This window comes from Halobacillus hunanensis, assembly GCF_900166655.1.
Lineage (GTDB): Bacteria > Bacillota > Bacilli > Bacillales > Halobacillaceae > Halobacillus_A > Halobacillus_A hunanensis.
The window spans coordinates 660,306-684,677 of the sequence record NZ_FVZB01000005.1 but is presented as its reverse complement, the minus strand read 5'-3'; the positions used below and the strand labels follow the sequence as shown (position 1 = coordinate 684,677).

Sequence of the window (24,372 nt, the reverse complement as noted above, 5' to 3'; positions counted from 1 at the left end):
CTCTATAACTATTCTCTTATGATAATAGTACTTCCCGATAATATAACTACAGAATATCCCAAGTATAAAGGGGATTACTGAACTACTTGCCTCAAATCCGTTTGACGTCTCTTTGTAAAAATGAAACATCAATAATCTGAGATCAAACATGTAACCTATCAACAGAAGCAAACCGCTTATCATTATGAAAGACAGTAAAAATAGAAGCACTGTTTTGACCAATAGTTCACCCTCCAATCTTCCTATTCTCCAGACACGGCATCAACACAAAATCAAGATACTGAGCCCTTTTCTTCGTACCACCTGAGCATTCTCCATTTTCCATCGGACTCTTTCCGCCATACTTCAAGCGATAAAGCTTGAACCATCTTCTCTTTATATTTGTGGGTAATCTCATAAGAAACAGCGGCCTGGGTATCAGACTGAGGGAGAATGGTTAAGCCAGAATAGATAAATCTAATATCTTTTCCTTTATAATGTGCTGCTGCACTTTCATTTCCCTCTTTAATTTGTTCGAAGTTGAAAAGTTCTACTTGATCCTGATCAGGCATATAGAGATATCCTTGAAATTCCTTAGAATAATATTCATTCATTTCATCGTATCTGCCTTTTGAGAAATCCTCATGCAATTCTCGCATTCGATACACTCGAGACGCTACTTCATTTTCAATACTCATCTTTTCCCCCCCTTGTTATTGTAATCGTCTAACTAATCCTTCTATACGTGTATAGAATTAACCTTTAATGTTTCTATAATATGTACATCCTCATTGGGCGCTAATGGTTTAACCGCGCCATCAAGACTGTATTATAATAATTCCCATCTGAAAGGAATTTGTCCTTTTTTAAAACACCTTCTACTTCAAAACCGAATTTTTTATAAAGGTCTATAGCTTTACCATTGGTTTCAAGTACAGTCAAAGCTATTTTCTTTATGGCATTTGAATCTGCCCAACAAACCGATTCCTGCAAAAGATTTTTTCCTATTCCATATCCCCAATATTCTTTTAACACACAAACTCCAAACTCTACTTTATGAGAAAGCCTTTTCAAATTGCTTCCCTCACATCTTGAGAAACCTACAATTTCCCCTTTAACTTCAGCAACTAAAAACAGGTTATGATTACCGTCTGTATCATCTTTAATCATACTTCTAAAACCTGACTCATCTATGTAAGCCTCGCCCTTCTCTCGATCAAGATTTTCTGTCTCGCCGTCTATCTCCACTCTAACTTGGGACAGGTTTTCCGCATCCTTTGTTATGGCCGGTCTAACAATGTACGATAAATTACTCTTTTGAAACTCTTTTGCATGGATCCTCATTCTTAATCCCTCCTTTATGGCTTGTAATGAATTGATTGAATTTCCCCCTATGAGCTATACTCATATATAAAAAGGAGAGTCCGATGAAAATAAATTTATTGCTGTTTATATCTTCTACAAATGACCCAAACGAACATGCAGCGTTGATCAAAACATTTGAATCCACTTTTCGTCCTGTCCAAGGAGATATAATAGATGACCCAGGGTTTCATCCAAGTTTCCACAACGGATATGAAGTGGTAAAAGTGACAATCAATTATGCTTCTGATGAATGCTGGGTTTCACTTGCACCCCTAGCAATAGAAATCGAGGAAATTAAAATAGGAACCTATGTAAAGAAGCTTAAAGATAACGACTGGCGTGAAGTTCCAAGAGAAGAGTTACAAAGCAATAACTAAGCCATAGACGATCATTAAGTCTATCTATCATACGAATCAGTCTCTAAGTACGTTTCTTTTTCAATAGCTCTGATTCTTAAATAAACTCCAATCCTACAGAAAAAAGCCTGATTTCCGCTGAATACATAGGGAAATCAGGCTTCATTTTATTTCGCAGGCAAGCATTAGTCTTCTTGCTGAGGTTTTAGATTAGCATCTATTTCGTTCTTGCCGTCATAATTCACACCAAAAATGCGCTTCATACGTTCATGGGCCTGCTCCTTGATCGAATCCGTAATATGCCCTTTAACTTTATTCAGAGCATATAGGACGACCATCAAGTCATCAGCAAATCCCAGCACCGGGATAAAGTCAGGCACAATATCCAGCGGAAGAATCAAATATCCTAAGGCACCGGCAATCGTTACTTTAACGGACTTAGGAGTTTCCGGGCTTTTGAACGTATAGAATAACAACAGGCTGTAATAGGAAATTTTCACTCCCATTTTCTTAGCATACTTAAGCAATTTTGCTAAGTATTTATTTTCAGAGAAATGCTTTTCTTTCCCTTTAATGGCTTCTGAAGAGTCAAAGTTCTCTAATTTCTTATCATAGTCTTTTTCTGCTGACACGTATATCTCCTCCTTGTTCACCCCTGAGTTGTTCTGCTCTCTTTGGGGCTGGTCCAATTATACCTAACCTCTTCTTCTGTGGCAAAAATACCAGCAGAATTAACTATTTTCCTGCGATGGTTGTTCACTTGTTGCCTCCCCCACATCAATCGTTACGATAACTTTTTCGATTCGGTATTCCGTTACTTCGGTCACTTCAAAGAGGATCTGCTTAAATCGAATCACAGGCTTTTCGCCCACAGAAGGTACGTAACCAATTTGATCAATTAGAAAACCATTTAACGTATCAAACTCTTCTTCAGGGAAGTCAACGCTTAGCACATCCTGAAGCTTATACAACCGAGCAATCCCAGCTACAAAATACTTACCAGGCTCAATCATAGTGATTTCTTCATCATTAATTTCAGGCCCTATATTTTCACTGAAAATCTCTCCCACGATTTCTTCAATCACATCCTCAATCGTGATCATGCCCTCTGTTCCTCCAAATTCATCAAGAACGATGGCAATATGCATATTGTTCTTTTGCATATCACGAAATACTACATCCACACGCTGAGTTTCCAACACAAAGTATGGTTTGCGAATCATGTCTTTTAAATTAAAACCGTCATTATCCTTTCGCTCTACAAATTGAATCAAATCTTTTGTGTGCAGCACACCACTAATATTATCGATTCCCTCTTCATATACAGGGAATCGTGTGTACTTTTCTTCATTCACTAACTGCACCGTTTCATGCAACCCACTTTCCACATCTAGAACGGACATGTCTGTGCGGTGTGTCATAATATCAGAAACCGATTTATCATTAAATTCAAAGATATTATTGATCATAAATCGTTCAGCTTTTTCAATCGTACCTTTTTCTTCCCCTTCATCGACCATCATTCGAATATCTTCCTCTGTGGCCTCTTGATTCTCAGCATTCGGATCCACTCCAAATAAACGGACCGTATTATCGGTGGAAAAGGTAAGCAGCTTCACAATTGGTAAACAGATTTTAAACAACCAAGAAAGAGGTGTAACGGCAATGTTCGAGATCAACTCGTACTTTTGCAATGCGAGTTGCTTAGGTACTAGCTCTCCAAACACCAGGGTGAAGTAAGATAACACAATCGTTATCAAGACCACTGAAACCGTTTCAAGCAAGGCCTGAGACAAGGGAACCCCTGCATTATATAACGCTTCCGCTAACGGTCCGGCAAAAAAATCAGCGGCGAATGCACTCGCTAGAAACCCAGCAAGTGTAATGCCGATTTGAATGGTTGATAAAAAACGGCTTGGTTCAGATATAAGATTGTACAATTTCTTCGCTTTTTTATCACCACTGTCAGCCATGCGCTTCACTTTCTTGTCATTCAGTGAGATCAAGGCAATTTCAGATGCAGCGAAAAAACCGTTTAAAAGAATCAATATAACAAGTGTACCTATGGCAATCGTCAATGAATATAACCCTCCACAAAAATATCAAAATTCTTCCCTTACCAGGATAACTATAAGGAGATGTTTCCAGATAAAGTTTACTTATCCACCTTAACTTTAATCATAAATTCGACCGAATTCAACGATATACCATCATAGTTCCTATACAAAAAAGGACTCTTCCATACCTGAACAATAATTGGAAGAATCCTATTTCTTAATATAACTTAGTGGCTATGTTTTCAGTTATCTCCATTTTAACCTTTTCAGCCCCATCATAATCCTTCATCGTCAGACCTGTACAAATCAAATCGATTAAAAACAACTGGGTAATTTTAGACACCAGCGAACCACTATCAAGTGGACTTTCCTTAGCTGATGAAAGCAGCACATGATCAGCAAACTTGGTTAATGGTGATTTAGTATAATTACTTAATGCTATAACTGTAGCTTTTTTCTCTCTGGCAATTTTTACGGTGTCGATAATGTCCTTGGTGCTTCCCATTAAACTGATGGCTATCACAACTGTGTTTTCATCCATAGAGGAAGCACGCATAACCTGAAAGTGTGGATCGGTTACAACGCTGACTTGTTTGCCAATTCTCATCAGCCGATTTTGCATATCCAGTCCGGCGATTCCTGAAGAGCCGATTCCGAATACAACAACATCATCTGCTGCATCAATGGCATCAATAACCGCATTCAATTCCTGCGTGTCTACAATGTCATAAGAGTCTTCGACGGCTCCGACAATATTATTTCTAATCTTTTCAATAAACGTTTCATCATGATTAGGACCAGATTCCAATGATACTTCCTGGGCAAACAGGAATTTGAAATCTTGGAAGCCCTTGAAGCCAAGTTTCCGGAAGAAACGCAGAACTGTGGCTTCAGCTACCCCGCTGGCTTCTGATAATTCCGTTAATGAATGGTAGATGACCTGCTGTTTGTTGGATTGAATATAGTCATAGATTTTATGTTCGGACTTCGTGAAAGTCTGTTTATTTTGTTCCATAATAATCGATGGTTTAATCCCATTCCGTTGTGTATTCTCCACCTTAGCTACTTGCCCCTTTCTCCTTATCGAGTCATTAAGAAATGCTTGGCAGCTCCCAATAAATTCGCTTGGTTATGATGCTCAGCAAGTTTCACTTGTAATGAGCGACGATGGTTCGGCATGATTTGTGGTAAAAGGGATTCTTCAACTGCACTCCGCAAAAACTCCCCCTGGGCCGTAATCCCGCCGCCTATCACAATAAGCTCTGGGTTAAAAATATGAACAAGAGAGCGCAGCCCTATGGTCAGGTCGCTGATCCAACGGTCATATATCTTTAAGGCTGCCGCGTCTCCCCGTTTTACTAATGAGAAGAATGACTTCACGTTAACTTCGTGACCAAGCACTGATGTAACCATCTCCTCTAGAGCTGAACTTGAGGCATATTTTTCAAAACATCCATGATTGCCGCACGTACACGGCTTTCCACCTGGATAAAGATGAATATGCCCGAGCTCTCCTGCCGAAAAACGTGCGCCTGTATATAGTTTACCATGTAAAAACAAAGCACCACCAATACCTGTACCAATCGTAACACATAGAAAGTTATCTACATCGACAGCCGCTCCTTGCCAGTATTCGCCGAGTGCGGTACAGTTCACGTCATTTTCCACCTTAACAGGTATACCTGTGTGATTCCTTACCATATCTTCAATCTGTACTCCCGTAAAATCAGGAATGTTATCGGTGGCAAACACGACTTTGCCATTCCCGCTGTCAATTTGACCAGCAGAACTAATGGAAATTCCGTCAATTTGATAAGCATTCATCAGTTCATCACACAGTTGATTGACCTTCCTTATTACTTCAATTCCACCTAAATGAGCGTCCGTGGGAACAGCATCGTGAAATGACAGTTCACCTTTTTCATTAACTACACCATACTTAATTGACGTTCCCCCAATATCGATCGCACCAATCAGCATCATCGTCTACTCCTTTCTCTTAAAAAAGAGAAAAACCCCTCTTCAAGGTTTTTCTCTCAACACTACATATTATAAAATTCAAAGATTATCGATTGATCGTTACGTTGTGAAACAAATAACCGATCGTTGTAGTTCGGATTTTCAGCCGGATAATCTTCACGATAATGTGCCCCGCGGCTTTCTTTTCTCACAAGCATAGCCTGCAGCAGAATTTGTGATAGTTTAATAAAATTTTTGGCTTTGACAGCCAGCTTCCGAGAATGTTGATGTTGTATTAATGCAGCAAAAGAAAACGCTGCTTCCATTTCCTTTATTTCATTTAATGCACCCAGTAACTGCTGTTCAGAACGAACGACATTTCCACTATACCACATGATCTCCTTAATTTGATTGATCATCTGATTGGCATCCTTTTTCTCACCAGCTCCTGCATCCGCCAACAATGTTTGCAAAAACTGATCAGCCTCCTGATCACTGATTTCACAAGGAGTCAGGCCGCTCACATACTTGTTACAGTCCTCTGCCGCCCGTTTACCGAACACAAGACAAGCTCCTGTTGAATTGCCGCCGAGTCTGTTGGCTCCCTCGATATTAGAAGAGAGTTCGCCAATTGCATATAACCCGTCAACACCAGTTCGGCCATAGGTGTCTATGAACACCCCACCATTGCTGGCATGTGCAAACGGAGCAATTTTCACTTCATCTTGAGTAAGGTGAACGTTTTTTCCCTTCAGCCACTCCAAATAGACCGTATAGAATTCCTCTTTATTTTCGTAAAGTTCATCATCGTATAACAACGTAAAGCCACGTTCATCTTTAGAAGTAATGATGTTCTTCATCATCGCGATATCGAAGGATTTTGACCCAAGTGAATGGGTGAACGGTCCGTGTGTACTGCGAATTTCCAAACATTCCTTCTTGGACACACCGTCGGGCAAATGAGCATCCAGCAAGCTGTCGCCGTTATCATCCACAATATCCCGGCAATACATCAATGTGTGCTCTCCAAACAATGTTTTATAACGAGGAGTTGTAATCCCGGGAATAAATTGAATAAACTCCATATTAACCAGGCTGGCCCCCGATTCAAGCGCCAAAACGTGTCCAGATCCGTCAACATCTGCCGGGTTAAGATTGTGTTTAAAGATGCTTCCAAAACCACCTGTAGCTAACACGACCGCTTTGCATTCGACAAAAACAAATGCATTGTCCTCATCTAGAAGCAGAGCGCCAACAATCTGGTTGTCTTTTTTCATAAGAGATACGACAACTGTCTTCTGCATCAGCTGCAGATTGTCATACGTGTTAAAAATCTCCCGGACATTTTCCCGAATTTGATCCCAATCACTTAGCAAGTAAATGTCCCTGGAATGATTCGCAAAGCAAGCTTTTCTTTCACCTTCCAGCTTCTTAGCATGAATACCCATCCCCTCGTATTCCTTTACTCGCTCAGGAATATCATTCACGTACACTTCAGCCAGATCCTGTCTATGCATGCCGCGGCTCAGGTCTTCTATATCTTTAAGAAAATCTCCCTTATCATCCTCATCTTTCGTCACCTGTGTCCCAAGGGAAGCTTTCAACGGATAAAAACTTGAGCCCGAAGCCAATTTCGTTTTCGTAACCATTAGCACGTCATGGCTGGCAGCGGCAAGTTCCTGGCTGACTTTAATCCCCGACAAACCGCTGCCGACAACCAAAACGTCTGTTGTGATTTTTCTATTGATGTTCACGTTCACAACCCACCTGAATTACACGATTTTTTTGTTGTTCAGATCTTTCTTCTGATCATATACGGTAAGTTCCAAATCGGAATCTTCAGCCTTGCTTTTTCCGTTGAACATTAAGCTAAATAGATAACCGAATACGAGGGAACACACTAGATTGATAAGAGAGTAGGCCCATAAGGTAGTGTCTGTGAAGTAGGACACATAGATGGCAACCGCCGAAGTAGCAATAAAACCAATCATGGCACCTTTTGCATTCGCCTTCTTCGTTAGGATACCAAGTGTAAAGGTTCCTCCAATAATACCCAGCACTAATCCCATCAATCCATTGAACCATTCATAGGCTGAACTTATGTCTGAATAAACGAGAGCAATGGCAAAGGCAATCGACAGAATACCAACGAACGTCGATACATTTCTTGCGATCCGCGTACTTTTCTCATCACTCATACCTGGCTTCAACACTTTTTGGATATCCAATGTCCAACTTGTCGCAACACTGTTCAATCCCGTAGAAAGCGTAGATTGACCCGCTGCAAATAAACCAGCGATTAACAACCCGGAAATTCCTGCCGGCAGCTCGCTGACAATAAAGTTAGCAAAAATCAAATCCGAGTTTCCGCTTGGAATACTATCTCCAGAATTTTGCATATAAAACACATACATGGCTGTACCGATAAAGAAGAACAGAGTAGCTGTTCCAATGGAGAGCACTCCATTTCCAATCGTCATTTTGTTCATTTGCTTCAAATCATTCGTTGTCAAATAGCGCTGAACCATGTCTTGACTGGAAATATAAGAAAAGGCGGTTGATAACCCAGCACCTAAAATAATAATGAATAAGCTGTCGTTAAGAATGTTCGGGTCAAAAATCACTTCATTACTGAAGAATTTATTATCCTCAATCCCGGTTTGGAAGATTTCTCCTACCCCTCCATCAATAGAGATAATTAGCATAATTAGAGCAAACACACCGCCGCCAATTAAGACAACACCTTGAATAAAATCTGTCCAAAGTACTGATTTGATACCACCGAATGAGGAATAGATAGTGGCAATAACTCCCATAAAAATAATAATAGCCACTGCATTGATTCCGGTTACAGCAGATAAAGCGATGGACGGCAGGTACATGATGATCGACATTCTGCCGACTTGATACACAATAAACAGCACACTTCCCAGCATCCGGAGATTTTTATCAAATCTCCTCTCAAGGTACTCATAGGCTGTATCTAGATTTAAATTCCGATAAACTGGCAGGAAGATAAAAATAGCAACAGGCACTGCAATAAAAAGACCTAATTGAGCTACCCATAGCTGCCAGGAATCAGCGTATGAATTTCCAGCCAAAGACAAGAAAGAAATCGGACTAAGCAATGTGGCAAATAAACTAACCGATGTCACCCACCAAGGGATCGTTCCATCTCCTTTAAAGAATTCCTTTCCTTTCATTCCTTTCTTTCCTACAGCTATCCCAACATACAGGATGAATAATAGGTACGCGAATAAAATAATATAATCAATTACTGCAAAAGTTCCCGTCATATCAACCAATCCCCCTATTGATTAATTACAGATACTTCTCGGCCATCTGCTTAGCCCTTAAGACGCCATCATCCGTAAGCGATTTCATTGGTTTCCTGCAAGTTCCAGCATCTACGCCTTTATGTTTCAAGATTTCTTTAATGGTTTGATAAAGTCCATTGTCGAGAATTTCTCCAATTAAGTCATTGGTCACTTTTTGCACCTCGCGCGCCTCATCAATCTGTCCGCTTTGAGCTAACTGAAAGATCTGCTTGGCACGCTGGCCATTAACATTGAATGTACTTCCAATCGCCCCATCAACATTCAACACGCTCGCAGAAAGCAGCATCTCATCGAAACCTGAATAAATCAGTTTGTCAGGATAAGCATGTCTGATTCTCTCCAGCAGGAAGAAATCCGGTGCTGTGAACTTTACTCCGATAACTTTTTCATGATTGAACAGCTCGCCGAATTGTTCTAAATTCATATTCACTCCTGTTAGAGCAGGAATGGAATAGATAATGAAGTCATTATCCACATGTTCTAAAATCGTTGTATAATAATCCTTCACTTCTTCAAAATCAAACTTGTAATAGAATGGCGTCACAGCAGATATCGCATCATACCCAAGTTCTGTGGCGAATTGACCCAGCTCCACTGCTTCATCAATATTCAACGCCCCGATCTGAGCAATCAGCTTCACATCGTGTCCTGCCTCATCTTTTACAATGTTAAAAATCTGCTTCTTCTGATCTGTAGAAATGAGGAAGTTCTCGCCTGTGCTGCCGTTAACATAGAGCCCATCAACCTTGGAAACGTCAATATTATGCCTGATAATCTCCCTCAATCCTTGTTCGTTCACTTGCCCCTGTTCGTCAAACGAACACATAAGAGCTGAATATAATCCTTTCATCTCAATCACCTTTCTATTTAAAAGTTTTTTCTTTTACCGCTTCGGCGAATTTTTCTGTTATCAATTGCGGACGGGTAATCGCACTGCCAACGACTACTGCATGTGCTCCTAACTCGAGTGCCTGTTTCGCTTTTTCCGGTGTGTCAAAATTACCTTCAGCAATGACAGGGACGGAAAGCCCCGCTATCAGCTGCCTGACTAACTCCAGCGGTACGGCTCCTTGAGAATAAGATGTGTAACCGGCCAGAGTTGGAGCAACGATATCGACTCCGGCCCTTTCTGCTTCCACCCCTTCTTCAAGTGTCGAAACATCCGCCATAAAAAACTGATCCGGATAGTTTGCTTTCACTTCTGCAAAGAATTCCGGAAAACTCTTTCCATCAGGACGCTGCTGATTGGTGGCATCAAATGCAATGATGTCCACCCCCTCCTGATAAAGAGCCTCCACCTCAGAAATCGTTGGTGTGATGTACACCTTACTGTTCGGGAAATCTTTCTTGATAATTCCGATAATCGGAAGATTGACTTCTTTCTTAATCGCCTGAATATCAACTACCGTATTGGCCCTGATCCCAGACGCTCCACCCTGTTTCGCTGCCAGGGCCATCTTGCTCATAATATAGGAACTATGGAGCGGTTCATCTTCTAAAGCCTGACAGGAAACGATTAATCTTCTGTTGAGTTGTTCCAAAATGCTCATAACGAATCTCCTTACTGTTCATACTCCAAATAGCTAAATGGAAAAGCGCTTTCATGAAATATAACATTATGATTATTAACTGTCAATTAATTTTTAAAAATGATAATTAGCATACATTAGAAAGCAGTCGCATAAAAAAGCACCCGCGCTTTAGCTTTTTCACAAGCTTTTCAGCGCGGATGCTAACAATGATTATTTAAGATAGTCCTTCGGTAACGAGAAAAAGTCTCGACTTTCACTAAAGCTTGCTGCCAGCCTTCCTAACGGCCGCAGCTTTTCAAAATCCACCTTATATTCTTCCATATAATACTCTTCCTGAATATGATAGAGCACCATTTCACCGATAATTAAATGGTCACTGCCGAGCTCAACGATCTTGTGCAGCTTACATTCCATCTGAATCGGAGCTTCCTTAACTCTCATCGGTTTGATCTTTTCACTTGAAATCGGGGTAAGCCCCGCTTCCTCAAACTCATCTACCTCGCTCGCCAGGTTCTCGGAGGTTTTTTGCATCTCATTGCCTAGCGGGGTGGATGAGATATTTATCACAAACTCTTTCCCTGTACGTATATTTTCAAGGGTGTCTTTCACGGTTCCTTTTCTAGCCCCGACCCCTGGTCCAATTGAGATGCAGAGCATCGGCGGCTGTCTTGATGCAACGGTGAAGAAACTAAATGGCGCCAAGTTGCGAACCCCGCTGTCAGATATCGTGGAAACCCAGGCAATCGGCCGGGGGACGACAGATCCTGATAACAGTTTATAGATATTTTTCGTCTCATGTTCTGAAGGGTCAAACCTCATATCTTCTATCTCCTTTTTGCAAAAATGAATCAATATTAATGAGAAGTTGCATTTTCTTTTTTCACAAAATACAGACTTGCTAAAATCAATAGCACGACTACCATAATTCCCGAAATCAGCAGCCATCCAAGTGTGTAGCTTTGATGTTGGTCAACTAAAACACCGAACAGGGGCGGGATGAGAATCACTCCGATTGAACCGAGGGTAATACTGAACCCACTTGATAATCCTGCCTGCTCCTTAGGGACGAGTTCTGAGGCCAGATTCATCCAGATGCCATTAAACCCGGAAACTGAGAAGCCAAACACGAGAAAAATGGGAACCAGCAGCCAAAAGGGTGTACCAGCCGGGATAAAGGCTACGACGACACTTGCAACCAGGGTGATGCAAGCAATGAAAACAAGAATGATCAATCGTTTTCCATCAAATAGACGATCGCTGATCACTCCCCACCCTACTCTGCCTAGAGATCCGCCAACTTCCGACACAACGAGCAGCATTCCTGCTAATACGATGCTAAAGCCCAACTGTTCATAGGCGAACAGAACCAGATAAGTATTTAAACACATCTGTGATCCATTGACCCCCATGGCACTAAAGCTGACGAGTAATAAAGCTTTATTTTTAACCATACTTAGAATGGATGAATAAACCGATCGAAACGTCGGCTTTTCTTTTTTCACGGCTTGCTGAGAGGGATCACGATAAAGCAAAAATGCTATCAAGCCTATTACAACTAAACCTAAACAGGCGATGAACACAACAGGTCTCCAGCCATAGGAAGCAGCGAGCGGCAACAATAAAATAGCTGAGAGAGCTGAGCCAAAAGTAATCCCCATTTGCTTAATCCCCATCGCGGTTCCTCGCTGCTTTTGTGAAAACCAATAGATAATTCCTCGATTTGTGGTAGGGTGCATGCCGCCATACCCCAGCCCGCCAATCATCACTAAGAGAAGCACAAGCCAAAAGGCAGACTGAAGCGTCATAACAAGGAAGCTTGTGCCAAGGCATAAGGATAACACGAGCAACAACGGCCTTGAGCCAACTCGATCCGTAACGAATCCAGCCGGAATAGAGGCCAGTGCCTGTCCTAGAAAAAGCGCTGATGGCAACAGGCCAACTTGGGCCTTCGACAACGATAAGTCTTCTTCAATTAACACGCCAAGCGGTCCAAGACTGCGCCCAATAAAGGCAACCATAATTTGAGCCATCAGCAGCCATAGCAGCATTTTCCACGGACTTGTCATATTTGCCGGTGCAGGACTTACTGCAACTGTTCTCATATTATGACATCTCTTTTCTAAACTAGTATTCTATAACGCAAAAGTAATCCGCTTTTATTTTCTCCTAGCAACTTCTAAACTATCTAATTCACTTCATAATGTTACCACAACTCATAGACAAACCAGCCAATCCACGGATTGACTGGTTACTATGGATTCATTTGAGCCTTACATTCCTACAACTTGATCAGCTTCTTCCTTTTCTGCAACAGATACACTCATAAACAGACTGCCAATCACACAAATCAAGAGGTTGACAAGCAGTCCCCATAAACCGCTAAATATGCCTAATGGTGTAATGTTGGCAAAAGTCATAAATGAAGCAAGTACCGTACCGACCAGCATCCCTGTAAACACTGCTTTCGGATGGAGACGGTTCCAGTATAATCCTAAAATGATGGCCGGAGCCACTTGAATTAACAGTTCGAATTTCAGTACGAAAATTTGATACAACGTTGCTGGAGGGAACCAGGCAATAATCACCAGCAGCACCACAGCCGCTACCCCAACAAGTTTACCGACTAGAATCTTCTTATTCTCTGAAGCTTTCGGGTTAATGTATCGCCCATATAGATCATTAGAAACAATCGATGAGAACGTCAGCAATACAGAATCAGCTGTTGAAACAATCGCTGCGATTACTCCGCCAAACAACAGAACCATCGCCCAGTAGAAAATGACGTGTTGATTAGCAATAGCACTTGCTAACATCCCAACCAATTTTTCAGATTCAGCTGTTGATAAATCCGGAAACGCGGCGATCCCGATAATTCCGACGATAAAGACAACCCCTGCTGTAAGGAAAGGCATCCAAGCCATCTGTGTAAAAGACTTCTTTAACGTTTTTTCACTTTTAGCTGAGAATATTCTCTGAATCGCATGCGGATAAACAGCGGCGCCAATTCCGACAAGGACTAATAAACTGAACCAGTTGACGGCACCAGGCCCGTCCGGCACGCCTAATTTCTCAGGAGAGTAAGCTTGCATATAATCAGCGGCATTCGGCAATCCGCCAAAGTAGATGATCGACCCTATGAGAAGCATGAACACACCAAACAATAATGCGATTCCCTGCATAGTATCCGTGTAGGCAACGGAGCGCATCCCGCCAAGCCAGCCGTAAATCAACATGATGACAATGAAGAATACAACCCCGACTTGATAAGGAATCGTACCGCCGGTTAAACCAGCCACACCTTGTCCAATCGCTACAAACTGCTCTAATAAATAATTGCCTAACGCATACAGCATAAGAATGGCAGCCAGTATCGATACCGGTTTCGACTTAAATCGCTTCTCAATCCAATCGACAGGTGTAAGCAGTTTGTACTTTTTCCCCATCAAATACATCCTTGGTGCGAACAATAAATACACCATAATAATCAAAATGAAATAAGGAACAGATACGAGATACTCATAACCCATCCGGTAAGCCGTCGGAGGGTACCCGATGACTGTGTTTCCACTATATTGGGTAGCGAAGAACGTAAAGAACAGTACCATAACCCCGAGTCCGCGGCCGCCAAGATAATACTCATCAAGGCTTTCGTGGACATTTCTGTTCTTCCAATAGGTGGCGACCCCGACTCCGAGCATAATGGCACCATACATTAATAAAATTAAGATTCCAGACCAGCCAGCAAATGCTAATTCCATGGATTACTTCGCCTCCTTCTTTTCTTCCTCTTCTTCCAGCTGCCATTGGTATTTGATCACGTAGGAGATAAACGCCGACAATAAGAGCGAGGCAGCAATGATGATCAGCGCCCAGTATGGAATTCCCCAGAACAGCGGCTGATAGGAACCCTCCGGAAAATACCATGGATTAATTAATGCAAACAGAATTCCAAAAATGATCCAAAGCTTACCATTCTTGATCGGTTCTTTCTTCGGTTTACTCATACTTCCAACCTCCCTTAATTCCCAATATTCAGACAAAAGATGATAAAAAAACTGGCACGATTGCTTCTCCAGGTAAACATCGTTTTCTATAAAGAAGATACGGCATGCAGATCGGTGATTTTGCCTGCTTTGATAATTTGCCCTGGCACTTCTCGTTGTAAAATCGTCTCAAGATTCCTGGAGGCTGCGATGATCTGATCGAGATCAGCGTTCATCTTATAATCCATAAAGCTCAGCATGTGAACGAGATCCTCAGTACAAATATTCCCGGTTGCTCCCGGCGCAAAAGGACAACCGCCAAGCCCACCTAAAGAGGCATCATAGCGCGTGACCCCTGCACGGATCCCCTCCATCACATTAGCGAGTCCCATACCTCTTGTGTTATGAAAATGTAAGGTCACTGGCAAGTCCGGCCACCGGGCAAGTACCTGCTTACACAATTGATAGACTTGTTTCGGCGTGGCCATGCCAGTCGTATCAGCAAGTGTGATTCCATTCGCTCCAAGTTCAAGATAGTGTTCAATCAAGGTCATCACCCGGTTTTCATCGATACTTCCTTCAAAGGGACAGCCAAACGTAGTCGCCAGCGTTCCGTTTATCTGAATACCCGTTCCTGATAGCACGTTTGCGATGTTGTCAAAATCAGCAAACGATTGATCCACCGTCCGACGAACATTCTTCAAGTTGTGGGTATCACTGACAGATGCGACCAAATTGACTTCGTCTGCCTCACAGACTACTGCACGTTCAGCTCCTTTTGCATTGGGGATTAAGGTTGTATAGGTGACACCTGGCTTGCGGTCAATGCCGTTCATAACTTCCTCGGCATCCCTTAAGTTAGGCACCGCCTTTGGCGACACAAATGACGTCACTTCAATTTTATCGACTCCGGCTGCACCCAGCTGATTAATTAACTCAATCTTTTGCTCTGTCGGAACGAACTGTTCTTCAATTTGAAACCCGTCTCTCGTCGCCACTTCTTGAATATAAATTCGCTGCACAACTATTCCCTCCTCAAGCCTTTGGCTAGATGATTCCTTTCTCTTTCAACTGCTGAATCTTCTCGTCATCATACGTCAACCAGCTTCGCATCACTTCATCAGTATGCTGTCCGAGTTCTGGTCCAAGCCACTTCGTCTCCCCTGGCGTTTCACTCATCTTCGGCACTACTCCCGGGATTTTAAGTGATTCTTCTTCGTTGAGTTTGAAATTCTGGATCATTTCCCTGCTCAAGTAATGCGGATCTTTAACGATGTCTTCAATACTGTAAATCGGACCAGCAGGAACGCGCGCTTCATCAAGCGTTTGTAAAGCCGTTTCAAAATCCACCGTTTTCGTCCAAGCCTCAATCGTTTCATCTAGATAATCTGCATGATTAGCACGACCGCTATTCGTCTGGAACCGTTCGTCCTCTGCCAAATCTGGATGCCCAATCGCATTCATTAATCGTTTAAAAATCGCATCGCCATTTCCGCCAATGACTACGTATTTCCCATCACGGCATTGATACGTATTAGAAGGAGCGATCCCCGGAAGAGCAGAACCTGTCCGCTCACGCACGGCACCAAGCTTATCAAATTCAGGAAGCGATCCTTCCATTAAACTAAAGACAGCTTCATAAAGGGCAACATCAATAACCTGTCCTTTTCCAGTACCTTTTACATCACGATGATAGATCGCCATCATGGCCCCGATCACCGAATACATCGCCGCAAGCGAATCGCCAAGGCTGACACCGACCCTCGTTGGCGGGAGCTCGGGATTCCCTGTGATATGACGAAGCCCGCCCATCGATTCTCCGATGCTGCCAAATCCAGCCTTATCGCGGTAAGGGCCGGTTTGCCCGTAGCCAGACACCCTTACCATGACAAGCCCCGGATTAATCGAGGATAATTCCTCATAACCAAGGTTCCATTTCTCTAAAGTTCCCGGCCGGAAGTTTTCGATGAGAATATCACATTCTTGAACCAGTGATTTAATAATCTCCTGACCTTCCTCACTTTTTAAATCAACGGTAATCGACTTTTTGTTTCGAGACTGAAGCCGCCACCAGAGTGACGTTCCTTCATAAATATGACGCCAGTCACGGAGCGGATCACCTTTCTTCGGCGGCTCTACTTTGATAACATCCGCCCCGAATTCAGCCATCAGTCTTCCCGCAAACGGACCAGCAATTAAGCTGCCTAACTCTAAAACTTTAACTCCTTCTAAGCTTTGACCCATACGACCTCACCTCTTGTGCTAGTTTGTTAAGCAGATCAATGCTTTTCCATCATTCTGGATTTTCTTTATCTGGGGGATGAATCCAATCCATCTTGATAGCGCTTTCTTGTATTACGCAAAAAAGCTCTCTACTCTCACCTTGTGCTAATGCGGACATTTAATTGACCTTAGCACTTTGTTTATGCATGCATAAATTTCTGAATCTTTCGTTAATAGTAGCACTCTGTATACAGTAAATCAACCCACATTCTTAAAAAGCAAGAAAATAGCACATTTTTCTATTAAAAGGAGGGTGTTTGTATACAATATGGCAATTCACATTGAACCATTCTTTCCATTTGTATACAATAAAAATGAGGTGTTATGACAATGAATGCATATGAATTTATTAAAAAAGCGATCCTTCATGGAGAATTCCCGCCGAAAATGCGACTCACTGAAGAATTTTTAGCAAAAAAATTGCAAATCAGCCGGACGCCGATCCGTGAGGCCCTTAAACAACTGGAATCAGAAGGACTTACGGTGTCGATGAAAAGGGGCGTCCGTGTCCGTCACTTTACCAAACAAGATATTCAGCAAATTTACGATTTACGAACATTATTAGAAGGTTATGCTGCAGCTCAAGCGGCCATCCATCGAACCGAACACGGCATAGAGGAAATGAGAACAGCCAATGAGAGGTACGAACAGGCGATCAATAGCTACCTCGACTCAGGTGAAGCAACCATTGAATACATCTTAGAGATTAACCACGGATTCCATGACGCCGTTATAAAAGCTTCGCAAAACCAGCATATTCATTCCCACATATCAAAGGTAGTCGTGGTTCCATTAATATTCCGTTCCTTCTACTGGTTTGACGAATATCAGTTAAGACACTCGCTTGATGTACATAAAGTTATTTTGAAAGCGATCGAGGAACAGGATACGGAGCGGGCGCGTGCAGCGATGCATGAGCATATTTATCATGGACGCGATCAGGTGCTACTGCGGATCGATGATATTGATGACCACTATACGGCTAAGGAGAGTCTAAAGTAATCATAGTTCCGCTCAACTACATCCTGATGAGCGGAACTTTTTATGTGTAAGGCAGATATAGACAAGACTTCCGGAACAAGGTTAGCTATCAGTCGGCCACATTGCTTCGTAATAGGCCATGTCCCAGAACATGTACTCAAACCGGCTCGTATTTAAAAAGATTTCCTCGAGGCGGGATCGTTCTTCATCGCTTTTTTCTTCCGTAATTTCATTAAGCAAAGCAATCAGCCATTCAGAAAGTGCAGCAAAATCATCCGAACTATACATCTTCACCCATTCTCCATAGAATTCATGCTCCGTCGCACCAGGAATCTTACTCAGTTCTTTGCCGATCTCCGCATAACTCCACATACACGGAAGAAGAGCACAAATTAACTCAGCTAACCTCCCATTTTCAGAAACATGCAACATATAATGAGAATACGCCAGTGTGACAGGTGATGGTTTTGCCGTCTCCAACTCTTCCGTAGTAATACCAAACTGTTCAGCATATTGTCGATGCAAAGCCATCTCTTCATTTAACGTAGAGTCTAGCAGCTCTGCAAACTTGCCCATCGTTTCTACATCATGTGATTTTACTGCCCCTAAGGCAAATAATTTTGCAAAATCCACGAGGTACAAATAATCTTGAATCATAAAAAAACGAAACTTACTTTTTTCAAGAGTACCGTGTCCAATCCCTTGCACAAACGGATGCTGATGATTCTTTTCCCAAATCGGCTGTACCTTTTTGTATAAACGATCACTAAAACTCATTGGAAGTCCTCCTTGTTTTCTTTTTTCGAATGAGACCATTGATATATGAATTGGATCATCACCTTTGTGAAATCAATCAACTGGGATATTGGCAGCTTCTCATTAACCGCATGGGCATTCGTTAAATTTCCCGGGCCGTATATAGCTGTCGGAATGTTAGCAGTGCCGAGCCATCCTCCATCTGTTACGGTTGGAGACACGTCCATAACTGTTTGTCGGTTGAAATGAGATTGATGACATTGAGACAATGTTTGAACTCCTGGATGATTAGGATCCACTTCTAAAGAAGGAAAGATCTCGCCGCGATCCTCAATCATCGATGTGCCTCCCCACTCAAACACAGGAGGGTGATCCCTCAGCCAAAGATCTCCTTTAGCAACTTCTAATAAATGCTCCTCTACCTCCCTGGCCACTTGATCATGCGTTTCATCTGGATAGAAATGAACAGTCACCCATAACCGGCATTCATCAGCAACAAAAGCTGGATGCCGTCCTCCCTTAATAACAGCAGGGTTAATCGTATTGGCTCCTGGCGGAAAACCAGGATAGCTCTTCGTAACGGCCCAGTGGCGTTCCAGTTCCTGCAACCCTTCCACCAGCTTCATCATTTTCTCAATTGCACTTGCTCCTCGCATATCTCCCCCTGCATGAATCATGTTTCTTCTTGTTGCATCATGGTGAGTGGTTGGACTCTTGATTGTAACCCATCCGGTAATTACACCGCCTTGTGCCTGAATATGTAAGTCACTTGTATCCACGACAACGGCAAAGTCAGCATCGTACCCTCTTTTGCAACATTCCCACGTTCCTGCCTCCCCCACTTCTTCTCCAATGACTGATTGAAAAATTACATCCCCCGGAAGTTCGATACCGCTTTCACGTAACAATTGAATTGCAAATAATGCGCCAGCTAGTCCACCTTTCATATCAGCGGCACCACGTCCCATTATATGTTCTTCAGTAACGATCGGAACGAAAGGCCCTGCCTCCCAATTTTCATGTTCATCAATTTCAGCCACATCAATATGGCCGTTAATGATAAGACTGTTATAGCAGTCCGACTCCGCACCTCGTAACGTACCAACAACGTTCGGATCGTTTGGATACACCTCCCACTGGTCAACGGTGAATCCTTTACCTTCTAAAAAATCAGCCATGAACGATTGAGCGCCTTTTGTGTTACGCGCCGGAGGACTGGGTGTTTCAAATTGGATCAAAGTGCTTAGCAGCTCAATTAACTCATCCTTCCTTTCGTCCACCAAAGCCGCGACCTTTTCTATTGCATGTTCCACTCTATCTCCCCCCCTCTTTCTTCAATAAAAAAACCACTCTCATAAGAAAGTGGTCAGCCTTTTGGATCGTATATACACGGAAAAAATAGACGATGCAGTGAATCAGCTATTAATCCATACAAATCTCCCGCCACTTCCCTTCGCTAGCATTACCTAGATCAGGTAGTTAGGGTCGGGAACAATTGTCCCTCTCAGCCCGGAAGCCCCCCTAGTGTTTGGTGAATGATATGTAATTGTTACTATAGGATACATTTATCATGAATAGAAAATTTATGCAAACTATTAAAGGTACTCCCGCTCCCTCCAGTTATCCTTTCACGTTCTTTTATACCAAAGCACCACCCAATTTTTAATTCATAAAGAAAATCAACCTCCTTGAAAAATCAATTAACTAATGTAAACTTATTTATTGTATGGTTAACATTAAACTAGGATGGAGGAGATATTATGAATTTGATTGAGAAAAGCAAAAAGTATTTATGGCTGCCGTTTACACAAATGAAAGATTACGATGAAAACCCATTAATTATTGAGAGTGGAAAAGGCATTAAACTTAAAGACATTAATGGAAAAGAGTATTACGATGCTTTTTCTTCTGTCTGGCTAAATGTGCATGGACATCGAAAAAAAGAGTTGGATGATGCTGTTCGCGATCAACTGAATAAGATTGCACATTCCACCCTGCTTGGGATGACGAATATACCCGCTACCGAACTGGCGGAAGAATTAGTTAAGATTGCTCCTGATTCCTTAAGCAGAGTCTTTTACTCTGACAGCGGTGCAGAAGCCATGGAAATTGCCGTGAAAATGGCTTATCAATATTGGCAAAATATCGGCGAACCAAACAAACAGAAGTTTATTTCGGTACAGAATGGTTATCACGGGGATACAATAGGGGCAGTTAGTGTTGGTGCGATTGACATTTTTCATAAGGTCTACGGCCCTTTAATGTTTGAAGGGTTTAAAACATCCGTTCCGAATGTCTATCGCTACCCTGCAGATGCTCCGGCTAAATGCCGTGACGAAGCACTCGAAACACTTGAATTGTTACTAAAGGAGCATCATGAAGAAATCGCTGGGTTAACCATCGAATCGATGGTCCAAGGTGCTGGCGGCATGATCGTTATGCCCGAAGGTTACTTATCCGGCGTTCGGGAGCTGTGCACCAAATACAATGTACTCATGATTATCGATGAAGTGGCTACAGGATTCGGACGGACTGGCAAGATGTTTGCCTGTGAACACGAAGATGTTGAACCGGACCTGATGGCAGCAGGGAAAGGAATTACCGGGGGTTATCTGCCTGTTGCCATTACATATACAACGGAGAAAATTTATGAAGCATTTTATGATGATTTCACGAATCTGAAAACCTTTTTTCATGGTCATTCCTATACCGGTAATCAACTTGGCTGTGCAGCAGCATTAGCCAACTTGCAATTATTTAAGAAAGAAAATATCACTGTGCAGGTGGCCAGAAAATCCGAATATTTACATGAATTGTTTGAAGAGATAATAGAACTCCCCCATATCGGAGACATCCGTCAGCTTGGCTTCATGTGCGGGATTGAGCTCGTTTACGACAAAGAAAGGAAAGAGCCTTTTCCTTTCGAAAGCAGGGCAGCCTATAAAGCTTCCTTAAAGATGCGGGAATTGGGACTTTTGACAAGACCTACGGGAGATGTCGTCGTCTTTATGCCCCCTCTTGCCAGTACAGAAAAAGATTTAAAAGCAATGGTTGAGATTATGAAGAAGGCTATTGAGATCGTTACATTGGAGGAGGCGCATCAGATTGCTGCGACTCACACATAAGTGGCTCGAACAGGAAGTTGACGCGATTAAGAACCAGGGGTTATACAGACAACTTAGGACCATCTCCCCCTCTTCCCGGTCAAAAAAGTCTTATATTGATGGAAAAGAAAACATTATGGCCTCCTCGAACAATTACTTAGGTTTAGCGGGAGATAAGAGACTGACCGATGAAGCTGTAACGATTATGAAAGAATATGGTGTTGGAAGCACCGGATCAAGGCTGACGACCGGTAATACAATCTGGCATGAAAAGTTGGAGCAACGTATAGCTGAATTCAAAAACGAAGAAGCAGCATTGGTCTTCTCAAGTGGATATCTTGCTAATATTGGAGTAATTTCCAGCCTGGCAGGATCAGAGGATATCATTTTAAGCGACCAGTTCAACCACGCGAGTATAATTGATGGATGCAGACTCAGCAAAGCGAAAACCAGTGTTTATCGTCATACGGATATGGAAGATTTAGAGGTAAAGTTAATCCATAACCAACACTTCAGACGAAGATTTATCGTTACGGATGGTGTCTTCAGTATGGACGGAAACATTGCTCCGTTACGCGAGATTAAAGTTCTGGCAGAGAAATATGACGCCTATATCATTGTAGACGATGCCCATGCTACAGGGGTTATCGGCAAAAACGGCAGAGGTACTGCTGATCACTTCGATGTGCCAGTGGATGTTACAGTGGGAACATTTAGTAAAGCCATCGGTACCGAAGGAGGTTTTGTCGCAGGATCAAGACCGCTGATTGACTATTTAAGAAATCGGGCAAGATCATTCATTTTTCAAACAGCACTCCCGCCTGGCATCATGGCAGCTACAATCAAGGCCATTGATATTATCGAAAGCACGCCAGAACTTCAGAGTCATTTGCAGCACTTAATCCACCTCATTCGAACTGAGCTACTCGACTATGGTTTTGACATAAGAGGAGAGCATACGCCTATTTTACCTGTAATTATTGGAGAATCCGAAAAGTCGATGTATTTTTCAAAGGCTTTGGAAAAAGAAGGGATATTTGCTCCTGCCATTCGACCTCCAAGTGTGCCAAATGGGGAAAGCCGGATTCGTATGACGATCATGGCAGCACATACAGAACAGGATATTCAGCAAATCTGCAAGACCTTTTATAATGTCGGAAAAAAACTCGAGGTGATTTAATTGGGAGAAGGCATTTTTGTTACGGGAACGGACACAGGCATCGGAAAAACATTTGTTGCAGCAGGAATTGCTGCCGCATTATCACAAAAAAATGTTGATGTTGGTGTTTTCAAGCCAATGTTAAGTGGTGACAATCGAGAAGATCCAGAAAGTGACACAATGATTTTAAAATCTATGTCCGGCGATAAGTCCCCCCCATCAGACATAACCCCCTTTCAGTTTGAGGAGCCATTGGCACCTTATCTAGCCGCCAAAAGACAAGGGATTTTCGTAAACAAGACGGATGTGATCAATAGCTGGAATCATATAAAACATCGCCATTCCTTTAATATTGTAGAAGGGGCAGGCGGCATTACAGTGCCTTACGGGAAGGATTTTCTCGTAAGTGATATCATGAAGGAAATCAACCTCCCTGTGCTTGTAGTAGCACGTCCGAATCTCGGTACAGTCAACCACACTTTCTTAACGGTGGATTATGCCCGCAGATGCGGATTAAATGTATTGGGCGTGGTCATAAATGGCTTTAACTCCGAGAAGGCCGGAGTTGCGGAACATACCAATCCTGAATTGATCGAGCAATTCTGCAAGGTTCCTGTGCTTGGAGTCATTCCACAAATTGATAAAAGGGACAAGAAGACGCTGTCGGAGTTATTTCTTGCTAAGATGGATCTATCGGCTTTGATGTAAGCAAGTATTAAAAGCTGTTTATTTGTCTCTCAATGATGATACCGATAAAAACAGTATCTGCACTCGGCCTTGGTACAAGCTGACTGCGGATACTGTTACTAACTACATTTAAGTCTTAAATTAAATATAGTTAAAATGGTAATATCTTTTTAAAGAGGATTGTATTTTCTTCTTTCTTCAGTGCTCAAAAAATTTTAGTTCCACGTAAATATTTTCATCTACATCAGTTTCCTGCTCACAATTCATTCTCAGAAACCAATATCCCATCTTCATCTGCATAAAGATGAAAACCAGGCTCTATGTTTACCCCAGCAAATTGTACAGGAACATTTTCCTGACCTTTTCCTTGTTTATTGCTCTTCAATGGATTTGTTCCTAGCGAAAAAATTCCTATGTCCATTTCATTGACTTGGGCACTGTCCCTTATGCATCCATAAACAACAATCCCAGCCAGCTTTCTAGTAATAGCTATATGTGCCAAGTTATCCCCTAGAAGTGCACACTTGCGGGAACCGCCTCCGTCCACGACTATTACACTTCCTTCAGGTATGCTTTGCAGCGCTTTTTTTACAAGAACATTATCCTCATAGACCTTAACGGTATGAACTGGTCCGGAAAAGGATTTTACTTTCCCGAATTGTTTAAACACCCCATCTGCTACTTGAACTTTTTCACGGTGAGTATCACAAATATCCGCTGTTTGAATGCTCATCGATATTCGTTCCTCCTATCATTCAATGTTTTGTGCATAGGCTTTTAACACTGTAAAAATCAGCCTCTGATACAAATTGCGTTCATCGCCACAATCTTCC

24 protein-coding genes and 1 riboswitch are annotated in these 24,372 nt (G+C 42.3%); of the genes, 5 read left to right on the top strand and 19 right to left on the bottom strand.

Annotated elements, in window-relative coordinates:
• Positions 1–272 precede the first annotated feature (272 nt).
• Both B5354_RS04370 and B5354_RS04365 read right to left on the bottom strand, forming a co-directional pair.
• Positions 273–677: a DUF4440 domain-containing protein gene (locus tag B5354_RS04370; RefSeq protein WP_079526253.1), complete on the bottom strand. Its 405-nt coding sequence runs from the start codon at positions 675–677 to the stop codon at positions 273–275.
• 100 nt (positions 678–777) lie between these two features.
• Positions 778–1,323, bottom strand: coding sequence for a GNAT family N-acetyltransferase (locus B5354_RS04365; RefSeq protein ID WP_079526251.1), 546 nt, complete (start codon positions 1,321–1,323; stop codon positions 778–780).
• 83 nt (positions 1,324–1,406) lie between these two features.
• On the opposite strand from B5354_RS04365, the gene B5354_RS04360 reads away from it, so the two are divergent.
• Positions 1,407–1,721 (top strand): hypothetical protein, encoded by a 315-nt coding sequence (locus B5354_RS04360; protein WP_079526249.1) that lies wholly within the window; start codon positions 1,407–1,409, stop codon positions 1,719–1,721.
• A gap of 164 nt (positions 1,722–1,885) precedes the next feature.
• Here the strand turns inward: B5354_RS04360 and B5354_RS04355 are convergent, their stop codons facing one another.
• From B5354_RS04355 to B5354_RS04290, 14 genes are all read right to left on the bottom strand, one after another.
• A complete protein-coding gene (locus B5354_RS04355; RefSeq protein ID WP_139377056.1) occupies positions 1,886–2,332 on the bottom strand; it encodes a YkvA family protein in 447 nt (148 codons plus the stop codon).
• 99 nt (positions 2,333–2,431) lie between these two features.
• Complete coding sequence (locus B5354_RS04350) at positions 2,432–3,778, bottom strand: hemolysin family protein (RefSeq protein ID WP_079526248.1); 1,347 nt, start codon at positions 3,776–3,778, stop codon at positions 2,432–2,434.
• 196 nt (positions 3,779–3,974) lie between these two features.
• Positions 3,975–4,814: a MurR/RpiR family transcriptional regulator gene (locus B5354_RS04345; RefSeq protein WP_342742963.1), complete on the bottom strand. Its 840-nt coding sequence runs from the start codon at positions 4,812–4,814 to the stop codon at positions 3,975–3,977.
• Between the two features lie 23 nt (positions 4,815–4,837).
• Positions 4,838–5,740 (bottom strand): ROK family protein, encoded by a 903-nt coding sequence (locus B5354_RS04340; protein ID WP_245804702.1) that lies wholly within the window; start codon positions 5,738–5,740, stop codon positions 4,838–4,840.
• 59 nt (positions 5,741–5,799) lie between these two features.
• The gene (locus B5354_RS04335) at positions 5,800–7,470 is read right to left on the bottom strand and encodes an FAD-binding protein (RefSeq protein ID WP_079526244.1); all 1,671 of its coding nucleotides are present in this window, start codon (positions 7,468–7,470) and stop codon (positions 5,800–5,802) included.
• An 18-nt stretch (positions 7,471–7,488) separates the two neighbouring features.
• Entirely contained in the window at positions 7,489–9,012 is a 1,524-nt protein-coding gene (locus B5354_RS04330; protein ID WP_079526242.1) for a sodium:solute symporter family protein, read from the bottom strand.
• A 25-nt stretch (positions 9,013–9,037) separates the two neighbouring features.
• On the bottom strand, positions 9,038–9,904 hold the full coding sequence (locus tag B5354_RS04325; protein WP_079526240.1) for an N-acetylneuraminate lyase: 867 nt from the start codon (positions 9,902–9,904) through the stop codon (positions 9,038–9,040).
• A 13-nt stretch (positions 9,905–9,917) separates the two neighbouring features.
• Complete coding sequence (locus B5354_RS04320; protein ID WP_079526238.1) at positions 9,918–10,604, bottom strand: N-acetylmannosamine-6-phosphate 2-epimerase; 687 nt, start codon at positions 10,602–10,604, stop codon at positions 9,918–9,920.
• A gap of 192 nt (positions 10,605–10,796) precedes the next feature.
• The gene (locus B5354_RS04315) at positions 10,797–11,405 is read right to left on the bottom strand and encodes a flavin reductase family protein (protein WP_079526236.1); all 609 of its coding nucleotides are present in this window, start codon (positions 11,403–11,405) and stop codon (positions 10,797–10,799) included.
• Between the two features lie 35 nt (positions 11,406–11,440).
• Complete coding sequence (locus B5354_RS04310) at positions 11,441–12,688, bottom strand: MFS transporter (RefSeq protein ID WP_079526234.1); 1,248 nt, start codon at positions 12,686–12,688, stop codon at positions 11,441–11,443.
• A 168-nt stretch (positions 12,689–12,856) separates the two neighbouring features.
• Entirely contained in the window at positions 12,857–14,344 is a 1,488-nt protein-coding gene (locus tag B5354_RS04305; RefSeq protein ID WP_079526233.1) for a sodium:solute symporter family protein, read from the bottom strand.
• Positions 14,345–14,347: 3 nt separating this feature from the next.
• Positions 14,348–14,590: a hypothetical protein gene (locus B5354_RS04300; RefSeq protein ID WP_079526231.1), complete on the bottom strand. Its 243-nt coding sequence runs from the start codon at positions 14,588–14,590 to the stop codon at positions 14,348–14,350.
• A gap of 86 nt (positions 14,591–14,676) precedes the next feature.
• Positions 14,677–15,591 carry a hydroxymethylglutaryl-CoA lyase gene (locus tag B5354_RS04295; RefSeq protein ID WP_217700246.1) on the bottom strand — a complete coding sequence of 305 codons (915 nt, stop codon included), beginning with the start codon at positions 15,589–15,591 and terminating at the stop codon, positions 14,677–14,679.
• Between the two features lie 25 nt (positions 15,592–15,616).
• Entirely contained in the window at positions 15,617–16,813 is a 1,197-nt protein-coding gene (locus B5354_RS04290; RefSeq protein ID WP_079526227.1) for a CaiB/BaiF CoA transferase family protein, read from the bottom strand.
• Positions 16,814–17,182: 369 nt separating this feature from the next.
• On the opposite strand from B5354_RS04290, the gene B5354_RS04285 reads away from it, so the two are divergent.
• Positions 17,183–17,854, top strand: a complete 672-nt coding sequence (locus B5354_RS04285; RefSeq protein WP_079526225.1) for a GntR family transcriptional regulator — start codon at positions 17,183–17,185, stop codon at positions 17,852–17,854.
• 81 nt (positions 17,855–17,935) lie between these two features.
• Here B5354_RS04285 and tenA read toward each other — a convergent pair whose 3' ends face one another.
• Positions 17,936–18,610: a thiaminase II gene (tenA, locus tag B5354_RS04280; protein WP_079526223.1), complete on the bottom strand. Its 675-nt coding sequence runs from the start codon at positions 18,608–18,610 to the stop codon at positions 17,936–17,938.
• On the bottom strand, positions 18,607–19,902 hold the full coding sequence (locus tag B5354_RS04275; protein ID WP_079526221.1) for an acetylornithine deacetylase: 1,296 nt from the start codon (positions 19,900–19,902) through the stop codon (positions 18,607–18,609). The genes tenA and B5354_RS04275 overlap by 4 nt, the downstream gene beginning before the upstream one ends.
• Positions 19,903–20,020: 118 nt before the next feature.
• Positions 20,021–20,122: riboswitch (TPP riboswitch) on the bottom strand.
• Positions 20,123–20,349: 227 nt separating this feature from the next.
• Here B5354_RS04275 and bioA point away from each other — a divergent pair.
• The 3 genes from bioA to bioD are packed head-to-tail and all read left to right on the top strand — an operon-like array spanning position 20,350 to position 23,560.
• Positions 20,350–21,714 (top strand): adenosylmethionine--8-amino-7-oxononanoate transaminase, encoded by a 1,365-nt coding sequence (bioA, locus tag B5354_RS04270; RefSeq protein ID WP_079526220.1) that lies wholly within the window; start codon positions 20,350–20,352, stop codon positions 21,712–21,714.
• Positions 21,695–22,873, top strand: coding sequence for an 8-amino-7-oxononanoate synthase (gene bioF, locus B5354_RS04265; protein ID WP_245804701.1), 1,179 nt, complete (start codon positions 21,695–21,697; stop codon positions 22,871–22,873). Before bioA ends, bioF begins: the two co-directional genes overlap by 20 nt.
• On the top strand, positions 22,874–23,560 hold the full coding sequence (gene bioD, locus B5354_RS04260; protein ID WP_079526218.1) for a dethiobiotin synthase: 687 nt from the start codon (positions 22,874–22,876) through the stop codon (positions 23,558–23,560).
• Between the two features lie 235 nt (positions 23,561–23,795).
• Here the strand turns inward: bioD and rraA are convergent, their stop codons facing one another.
• Positions 23,796–24,272: a ribonuclease E activity regulator RraA gene (gene rraA, locus B5354_RS04255; RefSeq protein WP_079526216.1), complete on the bottom strand. Its 477-nt coding sequence runs from the start codon at positions 24,270–24,272 to the stop codon at positions 23,796–23,798.
• Between the last annotated feature and the right edge of the window lie 100 nt (positions 24,273–24,372).